This is a genomic window from Propioniciclava sinopodophylli (assembly GCF_004324755.1).
Classification (GTDB): Bacteria; Actinomycetota; Actinomycetes; order Propionibacteriales; family Propionibacteriaceae; genus Propioniciclava; species Propioniciclava sinopodophylli.
The window spans coordinates 56,972-74,249 of record NZ_SDMQ01000014.1 but is presented as its reverse complement, the minus strand read 5'-3'; the positions used below and the strand labels follow the sequence as shown (position 1 = coordinate 74,249).

At 70.4% G+C, this 17,278-nt stretch carries 17 protein-coding genes and 1 pseudogene; 11 read left to right on the top strand and 7 right to left on the bottom strand.

Annotated features, from left to right (window positions below):
• Positions 1-2 precede the first annotated feature (2 nt).
• Together ET989_RS12575 and ET989_RS12570 are read left to right on the top strand one after the other, a co-directional pair.
• Positions 3-1,355, top strand: a complete 1,353-nt coding sequence (locus ET989_RS12575) for a hypothetical protein (RefSeq protein WP_180320788.1) — start codon at positions 3-5, stop codon at positions 1,353-1,355.
• Complete coding sequence (locus ET989_RS12570) at positions 1,339-2,190, top strand: polysaccharide deacetylase family protein (RefSeq protein WP_206662348.1); 852 nt, start codon at positions 1,339-1,341, stop codon at positions 2,188-2,190. Before ET989_RS12575 ends, ET989_RS12570 begins: the two co-directional genes overlap by 17 nt.
• On the opposite strand, the gene ET989_RS12565 is transcribed toward ET989_RS12570, so the two are convergent.
• The gene (locus ET989_RS12565; protein ID WP_131169510.1) at positions 2,160-3,275 is read right to left on the bottom strand and encodes a glycosyltransferase; all 1,116 of its coding nucleotides are present in this window, start codon (positions 3,273-3,275) and stop codon (positions 2,160-2,162) included. The genes ET989_RS12570 and ET989_RS12565 overlap by 31 nt on opposite strands.
• 81 nt (positions 3,276-3,356) lie before the next feature.
• Between ET989_RS12565 and ET989_RS15845 the strand changes: the two are divergent.
• Positions 3,357-3,770, top strand: a pseudogene (locus ET989_RS15845) (GNAT family N-acetyltransferase); the annotation flags it as partial.
• 416 nt (positions 3,771-4,186) lie between these two features.
• On the opposite strand, the gene ET989_RS15305 reads toward ET989_RS15845, so the two are convergent.
• Both ET989_RS15305 and ET989_RS12550 read right to left on the bottom strand, forming a co-directional pair.
• The gene (locus tag ET989_RS15305; protein ID WP_131169507.1) at positions 4,187-5,326 is read right to left on the bottom strand and encodes an O-antigen ligase family protein; all 1,140 of its coding nucleotides are present in this window, start codon (positions 5,324-5,326) and stop codon (positions 4,187-4,189) included.
• Positions 5,327-5,328: 2 nt separating this feature from the next.
• On the bottom strand, positions 5,329-6,273 hold the full coding sequence (locus ET989_RS12550) for an NAD-dependent epimerase/dehydratase family protein (RefSeq protein ID WP_131169505.1): 945 nt from the start codon (positions 6,271-6,273) through the stop codon (positions 5,329-5,331).
• 75 nt (positions 6,274-6,348) lie between these two features.
• Between ET989_RS12550 and ET989_RS12545 the strand changes: the two genes are divergently transcribed.
• From ET989_RS12545 to ET989_RS12535, 3 genes are read left to right on the top strand one after another with little or no spacing between them, the layout of a single operon-like run.
• Entirely contained in the window at positions 6,349-7,278 is a 930-nt protein-coding gene (locus tag ET989_RS12545) for a nucleotidyltransferase family protein (protein WP_206662347.1), read from the top strand.
• Complete coding sequence (locus ET989_RS12540) at positions 7,275-7,550, top strand: PqqD family peptide modification chaperone (protein WP_131169503.1); 276 nt, start codon at positions 7,275-7,277, stop codon at positions 7,548-7,550. The genes ET989_RS12545 and ET989_RS12540 overlap by 4 nt, the downstream gene beginning before the upstream one ends.
• Complete coding sequence (locus tag ET989_RS12535; protein ID WP_206662346.1) at positions 7,547-8,251, top strand: arsenate reductase/protein-tyrosine-phosphatase family protein; 705 nt, start codon at positions 7,547-7,549, stop codon at positions 8,249-8,251. Before ET989_RS12540 ends, ET989_RS12535 begins: the two co-directional genes overlap by 4 nt.
• Before the next feature lie 260 nt (positions 8,252-8,511).
• On the opposite strand, the gene ET989_RS12530 is transcribed toward ET989_RS12535, so the two are convergent.
• Positions 8,512-9,237 (bottom strand): IclR family transcriptional regulator, encoded by a 726-nt coding sequence (locus tag ET989_RS12530; protein ID WP_131169501.1) that lies wholly within the window; start codon positions 9,235-9,237, stop codon positions 8,512-8,514.
• Positions 9,238-9,344: 107 nt separating this feature from the next.
• Between ET989_RS12530 and leuC the strand changes: the two genes are divergently transcribed.
• On the top strand, positions 9,345-10,754 hold the full coding sequence (gene leuC / locus ET989_RS12525) for a 3-isopropylmalate dehydratase large subunit (protein ID WP_131169499.1): 1,410 nt from the start codon (positions 9,345-9,347) through the stop codon (positions 10,752-10,754).
• A 2-nt stretch (positions 10,755-10,756) separates the two neighbouring features.
• The gene (leuD, locus tag ET989_RS12520; RefSeq protein WP_131169496.1) at positions 10,757-11,362 is read left to right on the top strand and encodes a 3-isopropylmalate dehydratase small subunit; all 606 of its coding nucleotides are present in this window, start codon (positions 10,757-10,759) and stop codon (positions 11,360-11,362) included.
• Between the two features lie 126 nt (positions 11,363-11,488).
• Here leuD and ET989_RS12515 read toward each other — a convergent pair whose 3' ends face one another.
• Positions 11,489-11,671 carry a hypothetical protein gene (locus tag ET989_RS12515; protein ID WP_131169494.1) on the bottom strand — a complete coding sequence of 61 codons (183 nt, stop codon included), beginning with the start codon at positions 11,669-11,671 and terminating at the stop codon, positions 11,489-11,491.
• A gap of 64 nt (positions 11,672-11,735) precedes the next feature.
• Between ET989_RS12515 and ET989_RS12510 the strand changes: the two genes are divergently transcribed.
• A complete protein-coding gene (locus ET989_RS12510) occupies positions 11,736-12,248 on the top strand; it encodes a hypothetical protein (RefSeq protein ID WP_241656344.1) in 513 nt (170 codons plus the stop codon).
• A gap of 305 nt (positions 12,249-12,553) precedes the next feature.
• Here ET989_RS12510 and ET989_RS12505 read toward each other — a convergent pair whose 3' ends face one another.
• The gene (locus ET989_RS12505; RefSeq protein WP_131169492.1) at positions 12,554-14,029 is read right to left on the bottom strand and encodes a glycosyltransferase family 39 protein; all 1,476 of its coding nucleotides are present in this window, start codon (positions 14,027-14,029) and stop codon (positions 12,554-12,556) included.
• A gap of 192 nt (positions 14,030-14,221) precedes the next feature.
• Here ET989_RS12505 and ET989_RS12500 point away from each other — a divergent pair, with 192 nt between their 5' ends.
• Entirely contained in the window at positions 14,222-15,340 is a 1,119-nt protein-coding gene (locus ET989_RS12500) for a D-alanine--D-alanine ligase family protein (protein ID WP_131169490.1), read from the top strand.
• The gene (locus tag ET989_RS12495; protein WP_131169488.1) at positions 15,340-16,299 is read left to right on the top strand and encodes a thiamine-phosphate kinase; all 960 of its coding nucleotides are present in this window, start codon (positions 15,340-15,342) and stop codon (positions 16,297-16,299) included. The genes ET989_RS12500 and ET989_RS12495 overlap by 1 nt, the downstream gene beginning before the upstream one ends.
• Here ET989_RS12495 and ET989_RS12490 read toward each other — a convergent pair.
• On the bottom strand, positions 16,267-17,097 hold the full coding sequence (locus ET989_RS12490) for a YhfC family intramembrane metalloprotease (RefSeq protein WP_131169486.1): 831 nt from the start codon (positions 17,095-17,097) through the stop codon (positions 16,267-16,269). The genes ET989_RS12495 and ET989_RS12490 overlap by 33 nt on opposite strands.
• Between the last annotated feature and the right edge of the window lie 181 nt (positions 17,098-17,278).

Sequence of the window (17,278 nt, the reverse complement as noted above, 5' to 3'; positions counted from 1 at the left end):
CCATGGGACGCGTGTTCGGGATCGGGCTCGCCCTGACGGTGGGCGTGCTCGGCCTCGTCACCTTCGCCCGCGTGTTCACGTGGGCGATGGAGACGCAGTCCTACAACCAGTGGGGTGCCTTGGTCTGGGTGCCCGTCATCATCGCCCTCAACGCGGTTCTGATCGGTGCCGCTACCAAGCGGGAGCGAGAAGCGTGGTTCACGCGGATCCTGATCCTGGGATTCCTCGGCAAGTTCGCCGGGATCTCGGCTCGCTACCTGGTTGCCTACTACCTCTACGGTGGCGCGGCCGACGCCCAGCGCTACAACCTCTTCGCCGTCGAGCACTACCTCGACTGGCGCCGGGGCGACGTCTGGTGGGAGGCGTCCGGCAAGGTCGGCACCTTGAACATGGAGCTGATCACCACGGCGCTCTATGTCGTCATTGGCCCCAGCGTGATCACCGCTTTCTTCGTGTTCGGCTCCTTGGCGTTCTGGGGTGTCTACCTGCTCTACCGGGCCTTCCGCATCGCCTTGCCTCAGGGCGACGCGAAGCGATACGCCCTGCTCATCTTCCTCCTGCCCACGATGCTGTACTGGCCCTCCAGCATCGGCAAGGAGGCTTGGCTGATGCTGTTCGTGGGTGTGACCGCCTACGGTGCTGCCCGCTTCTTCAACCATTCTCCGGCCGTGGGCCTGGCGTTGATGGTCGTGGGCTTCGGGGGGACCGCCTTGATCCGTCCCCATGTGACGGTGCTTATGGTTGCGGCGCTGTTCGTCGCCCAACTGCTCCGCCCGACCACCCAACGCTCCACCAGTATCCTCACCAAGGCGGCGGGGGTCTTCGTCATGGGGGTGGCCGCTGTCATCTTGGTGACGGCGTCAGCCCAGTTCCTAGGGATCGACGATCTCAGCGCCCAAGCTGTTTCCGATCGGGTCGACGAGGCTGGTGGCCAGACTGCGCAAGGCGGATCGGCGTTCACCCCCGTCCCGTTGGAATCACCGTTCGGCGTGCCGGCCGCCATCGTCACGCTGCTGTTCCGGCCGTTTCCTTGGGAGGCGAACGGTCTCCCGATGCTCGTGCAAAGCGTCGAGGCGACAGTGCTGTTGGTCCTCACCATCGCCGCCTGGCCTCGGCTCAAGGCACTCCCCACCCTGATGCGCCGCAACCCCTGGCTGGTCTTTGCTGTCGTCTACACGCTGGCCTTCATCCTCGCCTTCTCTGGCTTCTCCAACTTCGGGATCCTGGCCCGCCAGCGCGTGCTCATGATCCCGTTCTTCCTCGTCCTGCTTGCGCTGCCCAAGCCACTGCCGAAGTTGAAGCCACGCACGCGCGACGCCACCCGGAAGGAACTCGTCGGTGCAAGCTATTGGTGACATCAACGTCCATGCTCGCGGCCTGCTGAAACGGGCCCTGTCCCGGGCCAATCGCGGCGACACCCACGCGTCCGGCGCCACGCTCCTCATCTACCACCGCGTGGGCGGCGGCACGACGAATGAACTCGACGTGGAGGTGGCCACCTTCGAGCGCCAACTCGACCTGCTGGCCGAGCACGATGTCGTGTCGCTCGACGAGGCCTTAGACCGGCTGGAAGCCGGGGACGCGAGGCCGAGCGTGGTCCTCACCTTCGATGACGGCTTCGCCGACGTGTACCGCAACGCTTGGCCGCTGTTGCGGGAGCGACGGATCCCCTTCACGATCTACCTCGCCTCCGCGTGCATGGGCACGGTGATGCAGTGGGAGGGGGCGACTGCCAAGGGGGAGCCCGGCCGAGGCCTGTCCTGGGACCAGGTCCGCCAGATGGTCGAGTCGGGGCTGTGCACGCTGGGCAACCACACCCACAACCACGTTCGCCCCGAAGCGCTCACCATCGACGAGCTCGACCAGTGCACTGCGGAGGTCTTTGCCCGCACGGGCCGAAAGCCGAAGCACTTCACCTACCCGTGGGGCATTCCCGTGCCAGCGATGGAGGAGGCACTGCGCGAGCGGTTCCGCAGCGTCTCGACGGGGGAAGTGGGGCGGAACCTGCCGGGCCAGGACTTCCTGCAGCTCAACCGTGTCCCTGTGCGCCGGACCGACCCTGACGCCTTCTTCGCCGCGAAGCTCAGCGGAGACCTGGGTGCCGAGCGTGCGTATTCGGCCCTCGTCGAGTTCGCGAAGTCGGGCCTGTCCGCTGTTCGTCAGGTGCGGCGCCGGGCCAGTTCGTCGTAGACGGCCTCCTGCTCGCGGACAGCCGTCCGGATGTCGTAGTCGCCCGCGCGGCGTGCGGCCGCCTCGCCCATTCGCGCCCGGAGGTCATCGTCGCGGGCCACCGTCACCAGCGCCTCGGCGAGCGCCTCGTGGTCGCTGGGCGGGACGAGGAGTCCTTCCTGCCCCTCGCGCACCTGCTGGGGCAGACCGCCCACTTCGGTGGCGACGACGGGCAGCCCGGCTGCGAAGGCCTCCATGACTGCGACGGGCAGGCCCTCGTGGATGGAACCGAGCAGGAAGACGTCTGCAGCCGCCATCAGTTCGTGAACGTCGCGGCGGAACCCGAGCAGTCGGTAGCGCGACCCCAGGCCCAGTTCGTGGTGAAGGGCCTTCACCTCGTCCAGCAGCGGGCCCTGGCCCACGGCCGCGAACTGCAGTCGGGGCTCGATGCTGGAGGCGAGCGCCGCCGCCTTCAACAGGTTCGGGTAGTCCTTGTTGCGGCGCAGGTTGGCGACCGTGAGGGCGAGAACGTCGTCCCCGGCGAGGCCCAGTTCCGCGCGGAGCCGGACGCGGGCGTCCGGTGCGGCGGGAACCCCCTGGGTGTCGATGCCGTGGATGAGCACCTCGTAATCACGCTGCCGGGACGGCCACATGGTCTCACGCACCTGGTCGGACACAGCCCAATGGTGGGCGTCCAAGGGGGTCGTCAGGGCGTTGAGCAGGCGTGTGGACGCACGGTGGCTGCTCCATTCGTTGTGCTCGGTCACGACGACGGCTGGACGCCGCGGCAGGGTGCGGGCCACGAGGCGGGCCACGCCGGCGAGCACGGGGGAGTGGACGTGCACGACGTCGGCCCCTGACATCACGCGCCGCAGGTCAGCCAGCCAGTGTCGGCCGTCCGCCCCCAACCGTTCGGGCGTGAGGCCCAGCGCCTCGAACTCGGGCACGAGGTGCGTCTTGTCGGGGCGCACGTACGCCAGACGGTAGGTGAAGCGCTCGCGGTCGGCGACCTTCGCCGCCAGGAGCAGGAGCTGTTCGGCCCCGCCCGGCCCGAGCCCCTTGATCAGCCACAGCACCCGGGGCCTGGCAGGAATGGTGGGGGCCATGACGTCCTCCGTCCGCTGGGTTACCGGGGCGGGACGCCCACCCCCTAGGCTTTGGGCAGCCTACCAACGCCGGGAGGACCCATGCCCAAGCTCACGCCCGCCGACCTCGAGATCCGGTCAGCCCAGCCCGAGGACGACCCCGTGGTCATCCCGATGTTGCGCGAGTCGCTGAAAAAGGGCGACGACCCGCACTACGAGGCGTTCCTGCACTGGAAGCATCGGGAGAACTCTTTCGGTGAGTCTGCGGCGTGGGTGGCGCTCCACGAGGGCCGGGCGGTGGGCTACCGCACGCTCATGCGCTGGCGGTTCGTGAACGACGAGGGCAAGAAGGTGACCGCGGTCCGGGCGGTCGACACCGCGACCCATCCCGACTACCAGGGGCTCGGCATCTTCCGCACCCTCACCCTGCGCGGTGTTTCCGAGCTGACGCTCGCGGGGGACGGGATCGTGTTCAACACCCCCAACGACCAGAGCCGCCCCGGCTACCTGAAGATGGGCTGGAGCGTCGTGCGGCGCCTGCCTGTGGGCGTGCTGCCGGCCAACCCTGCGGCGCTGCCCAAGATGGCGCGCTCGAAGGTGCCAGCGAATCTCTGGTCGGAGGAGACCTCGGTCGGCTGGCCCGCCGCCGAGGCGTTCACCGATCGTGGCTTCGCGGAGGCGCTCCTCCAGCACGCCCCAGCCAAGGGCTTCCGCACCGACCGGACGCCGGAGCACCTGGCGTGGCGCACCTCGTTCGGGCCGCTGCGCTACCGCGTGCTGCTCGCGTCGTCCGACCCCGCCGAGGGCGGCGTGGTGTTCCGGTTGCGTCGGCGCGGCGACACGGTCGAGGCGGCCATCATCGAACAACTGGTGCCGGACGCCGTCACCGGCGCCCGCTTGGTGGCGCGGGTGCTGCGGGAGACAAAGGCCGACTACGCCATCGGCCTGCGGACGGGCCCCTCAGCAGGACTGGTGCCGTTGCCCGTGCCGGGAGCGGGGCCGCTGCTGACGTCGCGACCGCTCGCGGCTTCGCCGCCGCCGGCATCCGCGTGGCGGCTCACATTGGGCGACGTCGAGCTGTTCTGAGAGGCGCTCGCCCAGCCGAGCACCGCGGCAGCGGCCACGGTCACGGCGGCGAACTCGTACAGGTGGTCCATGGTCGAGTGGACCCCGAGGCCCACCCACGCGGTAGCGGCGATCAGCGAGGTGGCGCGGTCGCGCCGGGTGGCCAGCACCAGGCCCAGCACCATGACCGCACCGAAGAGGGCGAGGCCGACGAAGCCGAACTCCGACCCCACCTGGAGAACGGAGGAGTGCGCCGCTGCCAGGTCGGGGTCGACGGACAGCGCATTTGTCTCGCGGAACGACCCAGCCCCGCCGCCCGTGGTTGGGTGGCGTGCCCACAGGCCGAGGGCCTCGCTCCACAGCTGCTTGCGCACGCGGTTGAGGGCCGCCAGCGCCATCGGCGGCCACTCGGACTGGCGGGCCAGCGTCACCTGGGCGTAGGCGGCGGACGCCAGGGCGGCGCCGCCGGTGAGGACGGTCAACCACCGCCACGGTCCCGTCCGCAGGGCGACGGCCGACAGGCACAGCAACAGGACGACGGCGGCCACGGCGGTGCCGGCCGTCGAGGCGTTGACGGCGATCACCGTCAGCGCGAGCACGAGGGCTGCCGGGGCGAGCCAGCGGGGCTTCTCGCTGGCGGGCCTGCGCCGTTGCGCGAGCCATGTCAGACAACTGAGCGCGATCAGCTGCACGGCGACAGCGGCGTTGGCGTTGGGGTAGCGCGTGGGCAGCTTGCCGGGAGCGGGCGTGATCAGCCATCCGAGGAGGAACACGAGCCCCACACCCAGCAGCGCGATCCCCACCCATCGCGCGTGCTCATGGGCAGCGGCCCACCGGCCGAGCGCCACCCCGGCCACGACGAACAGGGGCGGCACCAAGTAGGGCAGGGTGTGGCTGACCGGGCGTCCGGCCAGCACGGTCGCGGCGACGACCCACACACACCACAGGCCCAGTACCCCGAGGGCAACGGAATCCAGCAGGCCGAGTCCGCGAGCCCGGGGGAGCATCGTCAGCTCTGGTACTGGGGCAGCGTCTTGAACCAGTCCACCGTGGCCCGGACGCCGTCGGCCAGCGGCACCGGCTCGACGTCAGGGAACAGGGCCCGCAGGCGGCTGTTGTCGGCCTGGGAGTCGCGCACGTCACCCGCGCGCGGCTCGGTGTGCTCGACCTGCGGGTGGGTGCCGAGAGCCTCTCCGATCATCGCGATCAGGGTGTTCAGCGAGGTGCGGGAGCCGAAGGCGAGGTTCACCGGGTCGAGGTCGTGGACGCCCCCGATGGCGGCGTCCGCCAGCACGCGGGTCACAGTGCCGACGAACGTGAAGTCCCGGGTCTGCTCGCCGTCACCGTGGACGGTGAGGGGCACTCCGCGGAGGGCGGCGTCCACGAACGCCGGAATGACCGCGGCGTACGCATGGCCGGCAGGCTGGAGCGGTCCGTAGACGTTGAAGAACCGGAACGCGAGCGTCGGCAACCCGTAGGTGTGGCCGAACGACAGCGCATACGCCTCGGTGGCCTGCTTACTGACGGCGTACGGCGAAATGGGGGCGGTGCGCATCGACTCGCGCTTGGGCAGTTCACGGTTGGCGCCGTACACCGACGACGAGCTGGCCACGACGACGGGGATGTTGCCCGCACGGCGGGCCGCCTGCAGCACCTCGAGTGTGCCGGTCGCGTTGGCATGGTGGGACGCCACCGGGTCGAGCACCGAGCGGGGCACGGAAGGCAGGGCGCCCAGGTGGACGACCGCGCCTGCGCCCGCGAAGGCTGCGTCGAGGGCGTCCGGGTCGAGGACCGTGGCGACGACGAGCTCGACGTCCACGCCGTCGAGGTTGGCGCGGTCGCCCGTCGAGAGGTTGTCGAACGCGACCACGTGGTCGACGTCGGAGCGGCCCAGCAGCTCGCGCGCGAGGTTGGACCCAATGAACCCGGCCCCGCCGGTGACCACGATCTTCACGCTCGCGAACCTACCACCGAAGGGGTTGCGCGCTTCGACGAGCCCGGCCAGCCGGACGTGCGTAAGCTTCGGCGGGTGGGGGACGTCGAGAACATGCCGCTGCTGGCGGGGGTGCCGCTGGCGGCCGCGACCCTCCAGGTCATCGCGGACGACGCGGGCGTCGACGTGCTGCACATCAAGGGGGCGGCGGTCGACGACGCGCTGCTGGCCCGCCGCACGGTGACCGACCCCGAGACCGGCGCCGTCACCACCCGGCTGGTGCCCCGCTCCAGCGTGGACGCCGACGTCCTGGTCCGGCCCAGCCACGTGAAGCGGTTCTTCGCAGCGATGTCCGCCCACCGGTGGACGATGGTCTACCGGTTCGAGGACGGCTCTGCCTTCGAGCACGCGTCCACCTGGATCCGCCCGGGCGTGTGCCACGCCGACATCCACCGGACCTTCCCCGGCATCGGGCTGGCGGCCGAGCAGGCGTTCGACGCGCTGTGGGCCGACCACCACACGATCGACCTCGCGGGCCACCCCTGCGCGGTGCCGTCGCTGGCCGGGCAGCGCCTCATCCTCATCCTGCACGCCGTGCGCGGCGGCGACCTCACCAGCCGCGACATCGAGTTGGCGTGGACGGACGCGTCAGCTGACGAACGGGCGGCCGTGGACGCGCTGGCCGCCCGGCTTCACGCCCAGGTGGCGCTGGCCGCGGGCACCGGACGCCTCGAGGACCACCGCGACCATCGGGCGTACCCCTTGTGGAAGGCGCTCTCGGGGGGCGACACCTCCCGCACGCTCCTGTGGTGGGCGCGGGTGCGCGCCCAGCCCGACCCGTGGCTGGCCCTGCGCACCGCCGTGCACCTCGTCGCACCCAAGCGCGACCGTCTCCAGCGGGAACTCGGCCACAAGCCGGACGCCCTGCAGATCGCGAAAGCCTGGGGGCACCAGCTGGGGCTCGCGGCGTCCGAGCTGGGCCGCCTGGCCGGCCGGGCCGCCGCCCGCGCGCGGAGGGCGCGATGACCTACCGCATCCCGCACCGGCTGGGCCACGTGGTGCTCCCGCCCGAACGCGACCGCCCCGTCGCGGCGTACCTGATGCCGCTGCCGGACGGGGACCCCGTCGCCCTGCACGGCACCGCCGCGCTCATCTGGGTGGTCGCCGCCGAGGGCGACCCGGACGTCCCGGCGGCGGTGGCGGATCTGCTGGGCGTGGACGTCGACACGATCGCCGACGAGACCCGCGCCTACCTCGGCTCGCTCCTCGATGCCCGGCTGCTGGAGCGGGCGCCGTGACCGGGTCGTCCGCAGCCCGGCGGAGCACCGGCACCCACGCGCCGTCGACGGTGCTGTTCGTGTGCACCGCCAACATCTCCCGCTCGCCGTATGCGGAGCGGCGTGCGCGCCAGGTGCTGCCACCGGACGCCGGCGCCGGCATCACGTTTGCCAGCGCCGGCACGCCCGGCTACCCGGGACGGGGGATGGACCCCGCGATGGCCGAACTGCTGGTCGCCCGCGGCGGCGACGCGTCAGGGCACGTCAGCCGCGCGGTCGACGAGGAGATCCTGCGCCGGGTCGACCTCGTCGTCGTCTTCGAGTTCGCTCACCACATGCGCCTGCTGGATTCGTTCCCGCGCCACCGCCACGTCATCCTCGGGCTGCAGCAGGCGGCGCGGGCCGTGCGCGCTCTGGGGGCGTCCCGTGCCGAGGACGCGGCCGCGTCGGACGCCTTCGACCGGGTGGAGCGGCTGGTGTCGGTGGCCGGCCAGAACTCGATGAGCTACGACGTCGAGGACCCCTATGGGCGCGGAGCCAGGGCCGCCCAGGCCTGCGCCGACGAGATCGACCAGTTGCTGGACGTTGTGCTGCCGTTCCTCGCCGGCCGTGAGGTGCCCCGGCTCGCGGCGCCCCCGCTCGCGGTCCCGACGGAGGGGACGAGGGCGCTCCGTCCGGCCTGGCGGCTGGGGCGTTCGGCGCCGCGCCGCGCCCTTCCGTAGGCGGACCTGCGTGCGGGAGGATCAAGCCATGCGCGGACCCCCGAGTTGCTGGCGAAGCTGCAGGCAGTCTGGCCGCAGGCGGAAGCGGCCGCAACGTGCTGCAGACGACGCTGCAGAACGCCGACCCCTGGGATCGACGCGGTCATCACGCTGGCGTCCATTGTGCTGGGGACGGACTTCCGCGCCCAGGGCAAGCGCCTGCCCCGGAACCTGGGGTTCGGTGACCTGACGCCCGAACGGGTGGCGGCCCTGTAAGGCGATCAGGCGTCGCCGCTGCGGCGCAACACCTCGGACAGCCGCTCGGCGGCGGCCATCACGGCCGGGGCGTGGAGGCGTCCGGGCTGGCGGGTGAGCCGCTCAATGGGCCCGGACACCGAGACGGCGGCGATGACCTTGCCGTTGGGTGAGCGCACCGGCGCCGACACCGAGGCCACGCCGGCCTCGCGCTCGGCGACCGACTGGGCCCAGCCGCGGCGGCGGACGGTGGACAGCGCCACGGCGGAGAAGGTCGCGTTGGTGAGGCCACGCTGGATGCGCTCCGGGTCCTCCCAGGCGAGCAGCACCTGAGCGGCCGAGCCGGCGTTCATGGTGAGCTGCGTGCCGACCGGTACGGTGTCACGCAGGCCCGAGGGCCGCTCGGCGGTCGCAGCGCAGATGCGGAAGTCACCCTGGCGGCGGAACAGTTGGGCGGACTCACCGGTGATGTCGCGCAGGCGGGCCAGCACGGGGCCGGCGGTGGCCAGAAGGCGGTCCTCGCCGGCGGCGGCGGCCAGTTCGGTGAGGCGAGGCCCGAGCACGAAGCGGCCCTGCAGGTCACGGCTGACGAGCCGGTGGTGCTCGAGCGCCACGGCGAGCCGGTGGGCCGTGGGGCGGGCGAGGCCGGTCGCGGTCACGAGGCCCGCGAGCGTGGTGGGGCCCTGCTCGAGGGCGGTGAGCACCTGGGCGGCCTTGTCGAGGACGCCGACGCCGGAAGAACCTGTGTCCATACTCTGATACTGCCGTCTCATTCTGTGACATGCAAGTCGAAAAGTGGTTTCATCGTGGATGAAGGGCTTCGATGAGCCCAGCCAACCAGGAGTGATGGGGGATCCGCATGGGCAAGACCCTGAGTGACAAGGTCTGGGAGGACCACGTCGTGAAGCGCGCCGAGGGCGAGCCTGACCTGTTGTTCATCGACCTGCACCTCGTGCACGAGGTCACCAGCCCGCAGGCCTTCGACGGCCTCCGCCTCGCGGGTCGTCCCGTGCGGCGTCCGGACCTGACGCTGGCCACCGAGGATCACAACACCCCCACCGAGAACATCCTCGCCCCGATCGCCGACCCGGTCTCCCGCCTGCAGGTCGACACGCTGCGCAAGAACGCGGCCGAGTTCGGCATCCGGCTGCACTCGCTGGGTGACAAGGACCAGGGCATCGTCCACATCATCGGCCCGCAGTTGGGCATCACCCAGCCCGGCATGACGATCGTCTGCGGCGACTCCCACACGGCCACCCACGGCGCGTTCGGCGCGCTCGCGTTCGGCATCGGCACCTCCGAGGTCGAGCACGTGCTCGCCACCCAGACCCTCAACCAGGCGCCCGCCAAGCGGATGGCCGTCAACATCAACGGCAACCTGCCCGCCGGCGTCACCCCCAAGGATGTCGTGCTCGCCCTCATCGCGAAGGTCGGCACGGGCGGCGGACAGGGCTACATCGTCGAGTACCGCGGCACCACCATCGAGAACATGTCGATGGAGGGCCGGATGACGATCTGCAACATGTCCATCGAGTGGGGTGCGAAGGCAGGAATGGTCGCGCCCGACGAGACCACGTTCGCCTACCTCAAGGGGCGCCCGCACGCCCCCGAGGGCGCCGACTGGGACGCCGCCGTCGAGTACTGGAAGACCCTGCGCAGCGATGACGACGCCGTCTTCGACGCCGAGGTTGACATCGACGCCGCCAGCCTCACCCCGTTCGTGACGTGGGGCACGAACCCCGGCCAGGGCGTCGGCCTCGGGGAGGCCGTCCCGTCGCCGGAGGACTTCTCCGACCCGGTCGACCGCGCCGCTGCCGAGCGTGCCCTGGAGTACATGGATCTGGTGGCCGGCACCAAGATGAAGGACATCCCGGTTGACACCGTGTTCCTCGGTTCCTGCACCAACGGCCGCATCGAGGACCTGCGCCTGGCGGCGTCCGTGCTGGCGGGCCGCAAGGTCGCCGACGGCGTCCGCATGATGGTGGTGCCCGGCTCGGCGCGCGTCCGCCTGCAGGCGATGGAGGAGGGCCTCGACGAGGTGTTCAAGGCCGCAGGTGCGGAGTGGCGCGAGGCCGGCTGCTCCATGTGCCTGGGCATGAACCCCGACCAGCTCAAGCCGGGCGAGCGCTCGGCGTCCACCTCGAACCGCAACTTCGAGGGGCGCCAGGGCAAGGGTGGACGCACCCACCTCGTCTCGCCGTCGGTCGCCGCCGCCACGGCCGTGCGCGGCACCCTGTCCTCGCCCGCCGACCTTGTTGAGGGGAACTGACCATGGAGAAGTTTGAATCGCACACCGGCGTCGGCGTGCCGCTGCGTCGCTCGAACGTCGACACCGACCAGATCATCCCGGCGGTCTACCTCAAGCGCGTGACCCGGTCGGGCTTCGAGGACGGCCTGTTCGCCGCCTGGCGCAACGACCCCGCGTTCGTGCTCAACCAGGACGCCTACAAGGCCGGCTCCGTGCTCGTGGTCGGGCCCGACTTCGGGACGGGCTCCTCGCGCGAGCACGCGGTGTGGGCGCTGCAGAACTACGGCTTCAAGGTGGTCATCGGCTCGCGCTTCGGTGACATCTTCCGGGGCAACTCGGGCAAGTCCGGGCTGTTGGTCGCGCTGGTGTCGCCCGAGGTCGTCGAGGAGCTGTGGGCGTTCCTCGATGGGACCCCCGGCGCCGAGCTCACCGTCGACCTCGTGGCGCGCACGATCACCGCCGGTGAGGCGACGTTCCCGTTCGAGATCGACGACTACACCCGCCACCGCCTGCTGAATGGGCTGGACGACATCGGCATCACGCTGCAGAAGGACGCCGACATCGCCGCCTACGAGGCCAGGCGTCCGTCGTGGAAGGTGAAGACCATCCCCGCGAAGGTCGCCAACTGACGTCGGGAGCGCGCCGCGCCGCGAGGCCCTGAACCCACCCCGGATCCGCCGAGAAACACCGCTTGCCGGCGGCGTATCTCGGGGGATCCGGCGTCCGGGCTCCGGAGCGGGGATCGCGGCCTTCGGTCAGGGCAGGGAGGCCCGCATCACGAGGCCGTCCACGACCTCGACCAGCAGGCGCTGGCCCACGCGCAGGTCGCGCAGGGCGAGGTCGATAACCCCCACGGGCAGGACCACGCGACGTCCGTGGTCGTCCACGCACTCCCAGCCGTCCTCGACGCGACGCGCCACGGTCACTCCTGAGTGCATGGGCCCGCAGTCTAGACAACCGGCACCCATCGACACCCCGACGACGCCACGCTTAGGCTGCACCATGCCTTCGGACGAGCTGATCGACTGGTTGTTGGACACCGACCCCGCGCTGCGCTGGCAGGTGGAGCGCGACCTCGCCGGCGCCCCTCCGCACGTCTGGCAGGAGACCCGCGCGCGCGTGGCGACGGAAGGAATGGGGGCGCGCCTCCTGGCGCTGCAGGATCCCGATGGCCAGTGGGCCGGCGGCGCGTACTTCCCCAGCCGCGCCGACGCACGGGCCCTCAACAGGCCCGACGACGACGAGGGCCAGCCCTGGACAGCCACCACGTGGACACTCAACGCCCTGCGCGAGTGGGGGGTCCCGGCGTCCGAACCCGGTGACACAGCGGAGAAGCTCTCGGCCAACAGCCGCTGGGAGTACGAGGGCCTTCCGTACTGGGGCGGGGAGATGGACTGCTGCACCAACGGGTACACCTCGCCAACGGGACCTGGCTGGGCGTCGACGTGTCCGGCCTCGTCGACTGGTTCCTCGAGCACCAGATGGCCGAGGGCGGCTGGAACTGCGAGTGGGTGAACGGCTCCACGCGGCACTCGTTCCATTCCACCGCTGTCGAGGCGGTCTGGGCGGCCCGCGACGAGGACGGGCGCTGGCGGTAGGGAACCCGCTTCAAGGGGCAGGTCTGGTTCGACGACGACGTCCCCGTGGGGGAGCCCCCGCCGTGGCTGACCTTCCACGCCCTGCGCGTCCTGAGGTGGTGGGACGGGGCAGGCGGCTGAGGGTCAGTGCCTTGTCGCCACGCGATGCTCCCCGACCGGCAACTCGAGTCCGATGGTCTGGTCGGCGCGGCACAACGGCCCGTGAAGGCGGCCATTCGACTGTCAGCCACGCCGGTAAAGGGCGACGGACCAGCCGGGAAGCACCTCCTCAGCCGAGCGTTCAAGCCCCGCTTCATCGAGCATCCGTGAGGCTGTCTCCACATAGGGTTGTGGCTGCTCGGGCTGGTTCACGATCATGACCACCCTGTCCACGCTCCGGAGCCTCTGTTCCACAACTGGCAAGGGCAGGCTCGTGCCGAAGAAGTCCGGCACTTCTTCGAAGTCCCTGTCCAGGGTCAGGTCGTGGTACCGGGCGAACTCAGAAGGGTAGCCGTAGCGCAGTTGGCGAGTACTCCAATCTGCGCCGTCTGCAAACCAGATGTGGTCACCTGCTTCGGCTACTCGACCTACTGCGGCGACTACGTCGAGGACATTCGTCCTGGAGTTGGGCTGGCGAAAGTCTGCCCACGGCTGCCACGCCAACGCTGCAGCCAAGGCGACGGTCACGCACGCGACCCACACTCGGGATCCAGCGCGAGCGATGGCAGCTGCGAAGAGCAGTGCGACTGCGGGGGTGCTGATCGCCACGTAGTGGTCGTAGTACAAGGGGAGGACGAAGCCGACAGCGACCAACGTCAGTGGCGGCACCGTCAACCACCCGAGGGTGAGGACGCCAGCGGCACGCAGGTCGAGCGATCGCGTCGGCTGTTGGGCCGGCCTCACAACCGACGCGATGGTAAGGAGGAGTGCCAGCCCGATGAGGGCGCCCCAGCCACCGACACCAACGAGGGTGTCGGTTCCATCAAGGAACATGTAATAGGGCGTCGAGAGGGCTCGGCGAACCGTGAGGAGTTTGATCCAGCCGATCTGCCCCCGTTGCGAAATTGCGACGACCAGCACGGGTGCCGCCCCGATCAAGCCGCCACCCAGACTCAACAACAGCCGCGGAGGCGGCTTCTGCCATTCACGGCCCAGCATCCCCACCACCAGGAAGACTGGCAGGAGGAGGGCGTTGTAGATGAAGGTCGAGATCGCGAGTCCCCAACCCAGTCCGAAAAGCAGCCAGTCCCGACTCCGATCCTTGGTCAGAGCGCGGACCAACAGGAAGGCCGCAAGGGTGATGGCGAAGGCGGCGATGGCGTAGGAGCGCGCATGAGGTCCCATCCAGAGGGTCCGCGGAATCAGAACGTAGACCAGTCCGGCGGTCACGCCCGGGACAAGTCCCCACAGTTGTTGACCCATCCTGACGAGAAGCAGGGCCGTCAATGCAACCGCAAGTACTGATGGGAACCGGATGGCGAGGGGGCTGAAGCCGAACAACATCCCCCATGCTTTGACCGTTGCGTAGTAGACGCCGTGGACCGCATCGACGTGGCCCAGCATCGCCCACAAGGAGGGCCAGGAGCGTTGGCCCGAGGTCATGGTGACGAACTCGTCGTACCAAAGTCCCGGGATCCAAGCGCCGGCGCCGGTCACCACCAGCGCAACGACGGCCACTGTGACCGGCGCAAGACTGACCACAAGGCCCCGCCTACCCATGAGCCGACGCTAGCGCAGTTGACGTCAGCAACATGATCACGTCCACCTGGTATTGGAGGTGTTCAATCACCTCCATCGGGCGAGCAGCGCAGCTCGCGCCGCCGCACCGGAGGCGCCTTCGACGCGGTCGGCGGCGGTGAAAGGTGCGCATGCCGTTAGGGTAGGTGCGCCCCGCTTCGACAGGAGAACCCGATGGCCGAAACCACCCGCACGCGTGTCGCGATCATCTTCGGCGGGGTCAGCTCCGAACACGACGTGTCGTGCCTCACCGCGGGCGGCGTCACGCGGGCCATCGACACCGAGCGGTTCGAGGTCATCGGCGTCGGCATCACGCCGAGCGGTCGGTGGGTGCAGGTGCCCGTGGAGGAGATGGCGGCCATGCAGGTGGTCGAGGGGACGCTGCCGCGCCTGACCGAGGATCGTCCCGAAGCACTGTTGATGCGCCGTGACGGCGGGGGCCGCATCGCGACCATCGACGGTGACACCCTCGTCGACCAGCGCGACTTCGACGTCGCCTTCGCCCTGCTGCACGGCCCCTTCGGCGAGGACGGCACCATCCAGGGGCTGTTCGAGATGATGGGCATCCGCTACGTCGGGTCCGGTGTCGCGGCGTCGGCCAACGGCATGGACAAGGACCTGATGAAGACCGCCCTCGCAGGCGCCGGCCTCCCCGTCGCGCCCTGGGTGACCATCCACCGGCGCCAGTGGGGCGCCGAGCAGCGCCACTTCCTGCAGAAGATCGAAGCCGACCTCACCTTCCCCGTGTTCGTCAAGCCCGCGCGCGGCGGCTCCAGCCTCGGCATCACCCGCGCGGCCACCCCGGACGACCTCCCGCGCTGCATCGAGGAGGCCTTCGGCTACGACCCCAAGATCATCGTCGAGGAGGGCGTCATGAACGCCCGCGAGGTCGAGGTGGCCGTGCTCGACAACCTCGACGGCGCGCCCCGCGTATCGCTGGCCGGCGAGATCCGCATGCACACCCCCGACGCGTTCTACGACTTCGAGGCCAAGTACACCCCCGGCGAACAAGTGAGCCTGGACGTCCCCGCCGCCATCGACGGTCCGCTCCTGGCACGCCTCCAGCGCCTCGGCGCGCGCACGTTCCGCGCCATGGGGGCCGAGGGTCTCTCCCGCGTGGACATGTTCGTCACCCCCGACGAGGAGATCTTCGTCAACGAGCTCAACACCATGCCCGGGTTCACCTACATCTCGATGTACCCCCAGCTGTTCGAGGCGTCCGGCCTCAGCTATGCCGACCTGATCGCCGAGCTCGTCCGGCTCGCCCTGGAGCGTCCGACGGGCCTGCGCTGATGGCGGCGCGCACGATCGCCGACGAGGGCGAGTTCGGGCTCATCGCCGCCGTCACGTCCGGTTTGACGATGCCGGACGCCGTCACCGTCGGCCCCGGCGACGACTGCGCCGTCTTCGCACCTACGGGCCAGGTGGTCGTCTCGACCGATGCCCTGTACGAGGACGTCCACTTCCGGAAGGCCTGGTCCGGCCCCCACGACGTGGGCCGCAAGGCCGTCGGGTCCGCGCTCGCCGACGTCGAGGCGATGGGGGCGACGCCGCTGGGCGTGGTCGTCGCGCTGTCTGCGCCGCCGGAGACGCCGACCGACTGGGTGCTCGAGTTCACCAAGGGCGTCCGCGAGGAGTGCGAGCTGGCCGGCGCCGCCCTGGTCGGCGGTGACACGACGCGCGGGCCGGCCATAGGCGTGGTCGTCACCGTGTTCGGCGACCTGCAGGGCCGGACGCCGCTGCTGCGCTCGGGTGCCCGGCCGGGCGACGTGGTCGCCTACGTCGGACGCCTCGGCATGGCCGCGGCCGGGCTCGCGGTGCTGGGGCGCGGGTTCCGCTCGCCGGGAGCGGTGGTCCGGGCGCACCGCGTCCCGGAGGTGCCCTACGGGCAGGGACGCGTGGCGTCCCAGGCCGGGGCGACGTCGCTCATCGACTGCTCCGACGGGCCGCTGGCCGACCTCGGGCACGTGGCGCGGGCGTCCGGGGTCGCGATCGACCTCGACTCCGGCTCGCTCGACGTCGACGAGGCCCAGAAGACCGTCGCCGCGGCCATCGGCGGGGGAGACCCCCTGAACTACATCCTGACCGGCGGCGACGACCACGCCCTGCTGGGCACATTCGCTGGCTCCGACGTCCCCCAGGGCTGGACCGTCATCGGCCGCGTCCTGCCGCTCGGGCCGGACGCCGAGGCGTCCGTCACCGTCGATGGCAAGGTCTGGTCAGGCGATGCCGGGGGCTGGCGCCACTTCTGAGTCGCGGTCCGGCTCGAACCAGCGCTTCGAGTTGAGGATCCCCAGCCACAGCGCGGCAGCCAGCGCGATCAGCAGCGCCTCCACGGCCAGCACGTGGACGCCGGCCTGCAGCATGCCGACAGCGACGAGGTTGAACGAGCCGTGCAGCACCACGGCGGCAGCCCAGCCGGCCAGCTTTCGGCCGTGCACGATGCCGGCCAGCACCAGCAGGCTGCAGGCGATGTGCAGGGTGATGGCGGCCAGGCGTTCGACGCCGCCCAGCAGGAACATCCACGGGCTCGTGTCGACCAGAGCGCTGCGGAGTTGCTCGGCCGCCTCAGGTGGCAGCGACTGGGCGACGGCGTCCCATCCGCCGGCGTTGATGATGCCGGCGATCACCATGTTGTTCACGTTCGCCGTCCCCACCAGCAGCACCGCCTCGATGCCGCCGTGGCCCAGGCCGAACGAGACGCCGTCGATCCAGCGGTGGAGGGCCTTCATCAACCACAGCATGAGCAGAAGGCGTCCGGTCTCCTCGAACAGGCCTGCCAAGTAGCTCGCCCCCGGACCCGACAGCAGAATGCCTGACCACGGCTCGGGCAACTGCGGCACGACGAGGGTCATCAGCGGCAGGCGGGTGAGCACCTGCGCGATGACGAAGGCGAGGGCGCCAGCCCAGAACGAACGCCACACGTGCGGCCAGCGCTGGGAGCCCTCGGGGGTGCGCCGGGACCAGATCCACAGCATTCCGCCCAGCGGGACGGCCAGGCAGATGAACGTGGTGAGGGCCATGAAGGCCAGGGAAGCGGGGGAGACCATGCGACCATCTTAGTATGTATCGCAAGGTAGTAGGTAGGGCCAGCAAGATGCGAGGTCGCGGCGCGGATCATCCTGCCCGATCCCCAGCGGGCGCCGTTGACGTTGCCGGGGTTGGTGTAGTGAGTGGCAAGGTCGTCGTTCCACTGGACCTGGGCGACCGGCGACTGGTGGGCGTCCACGA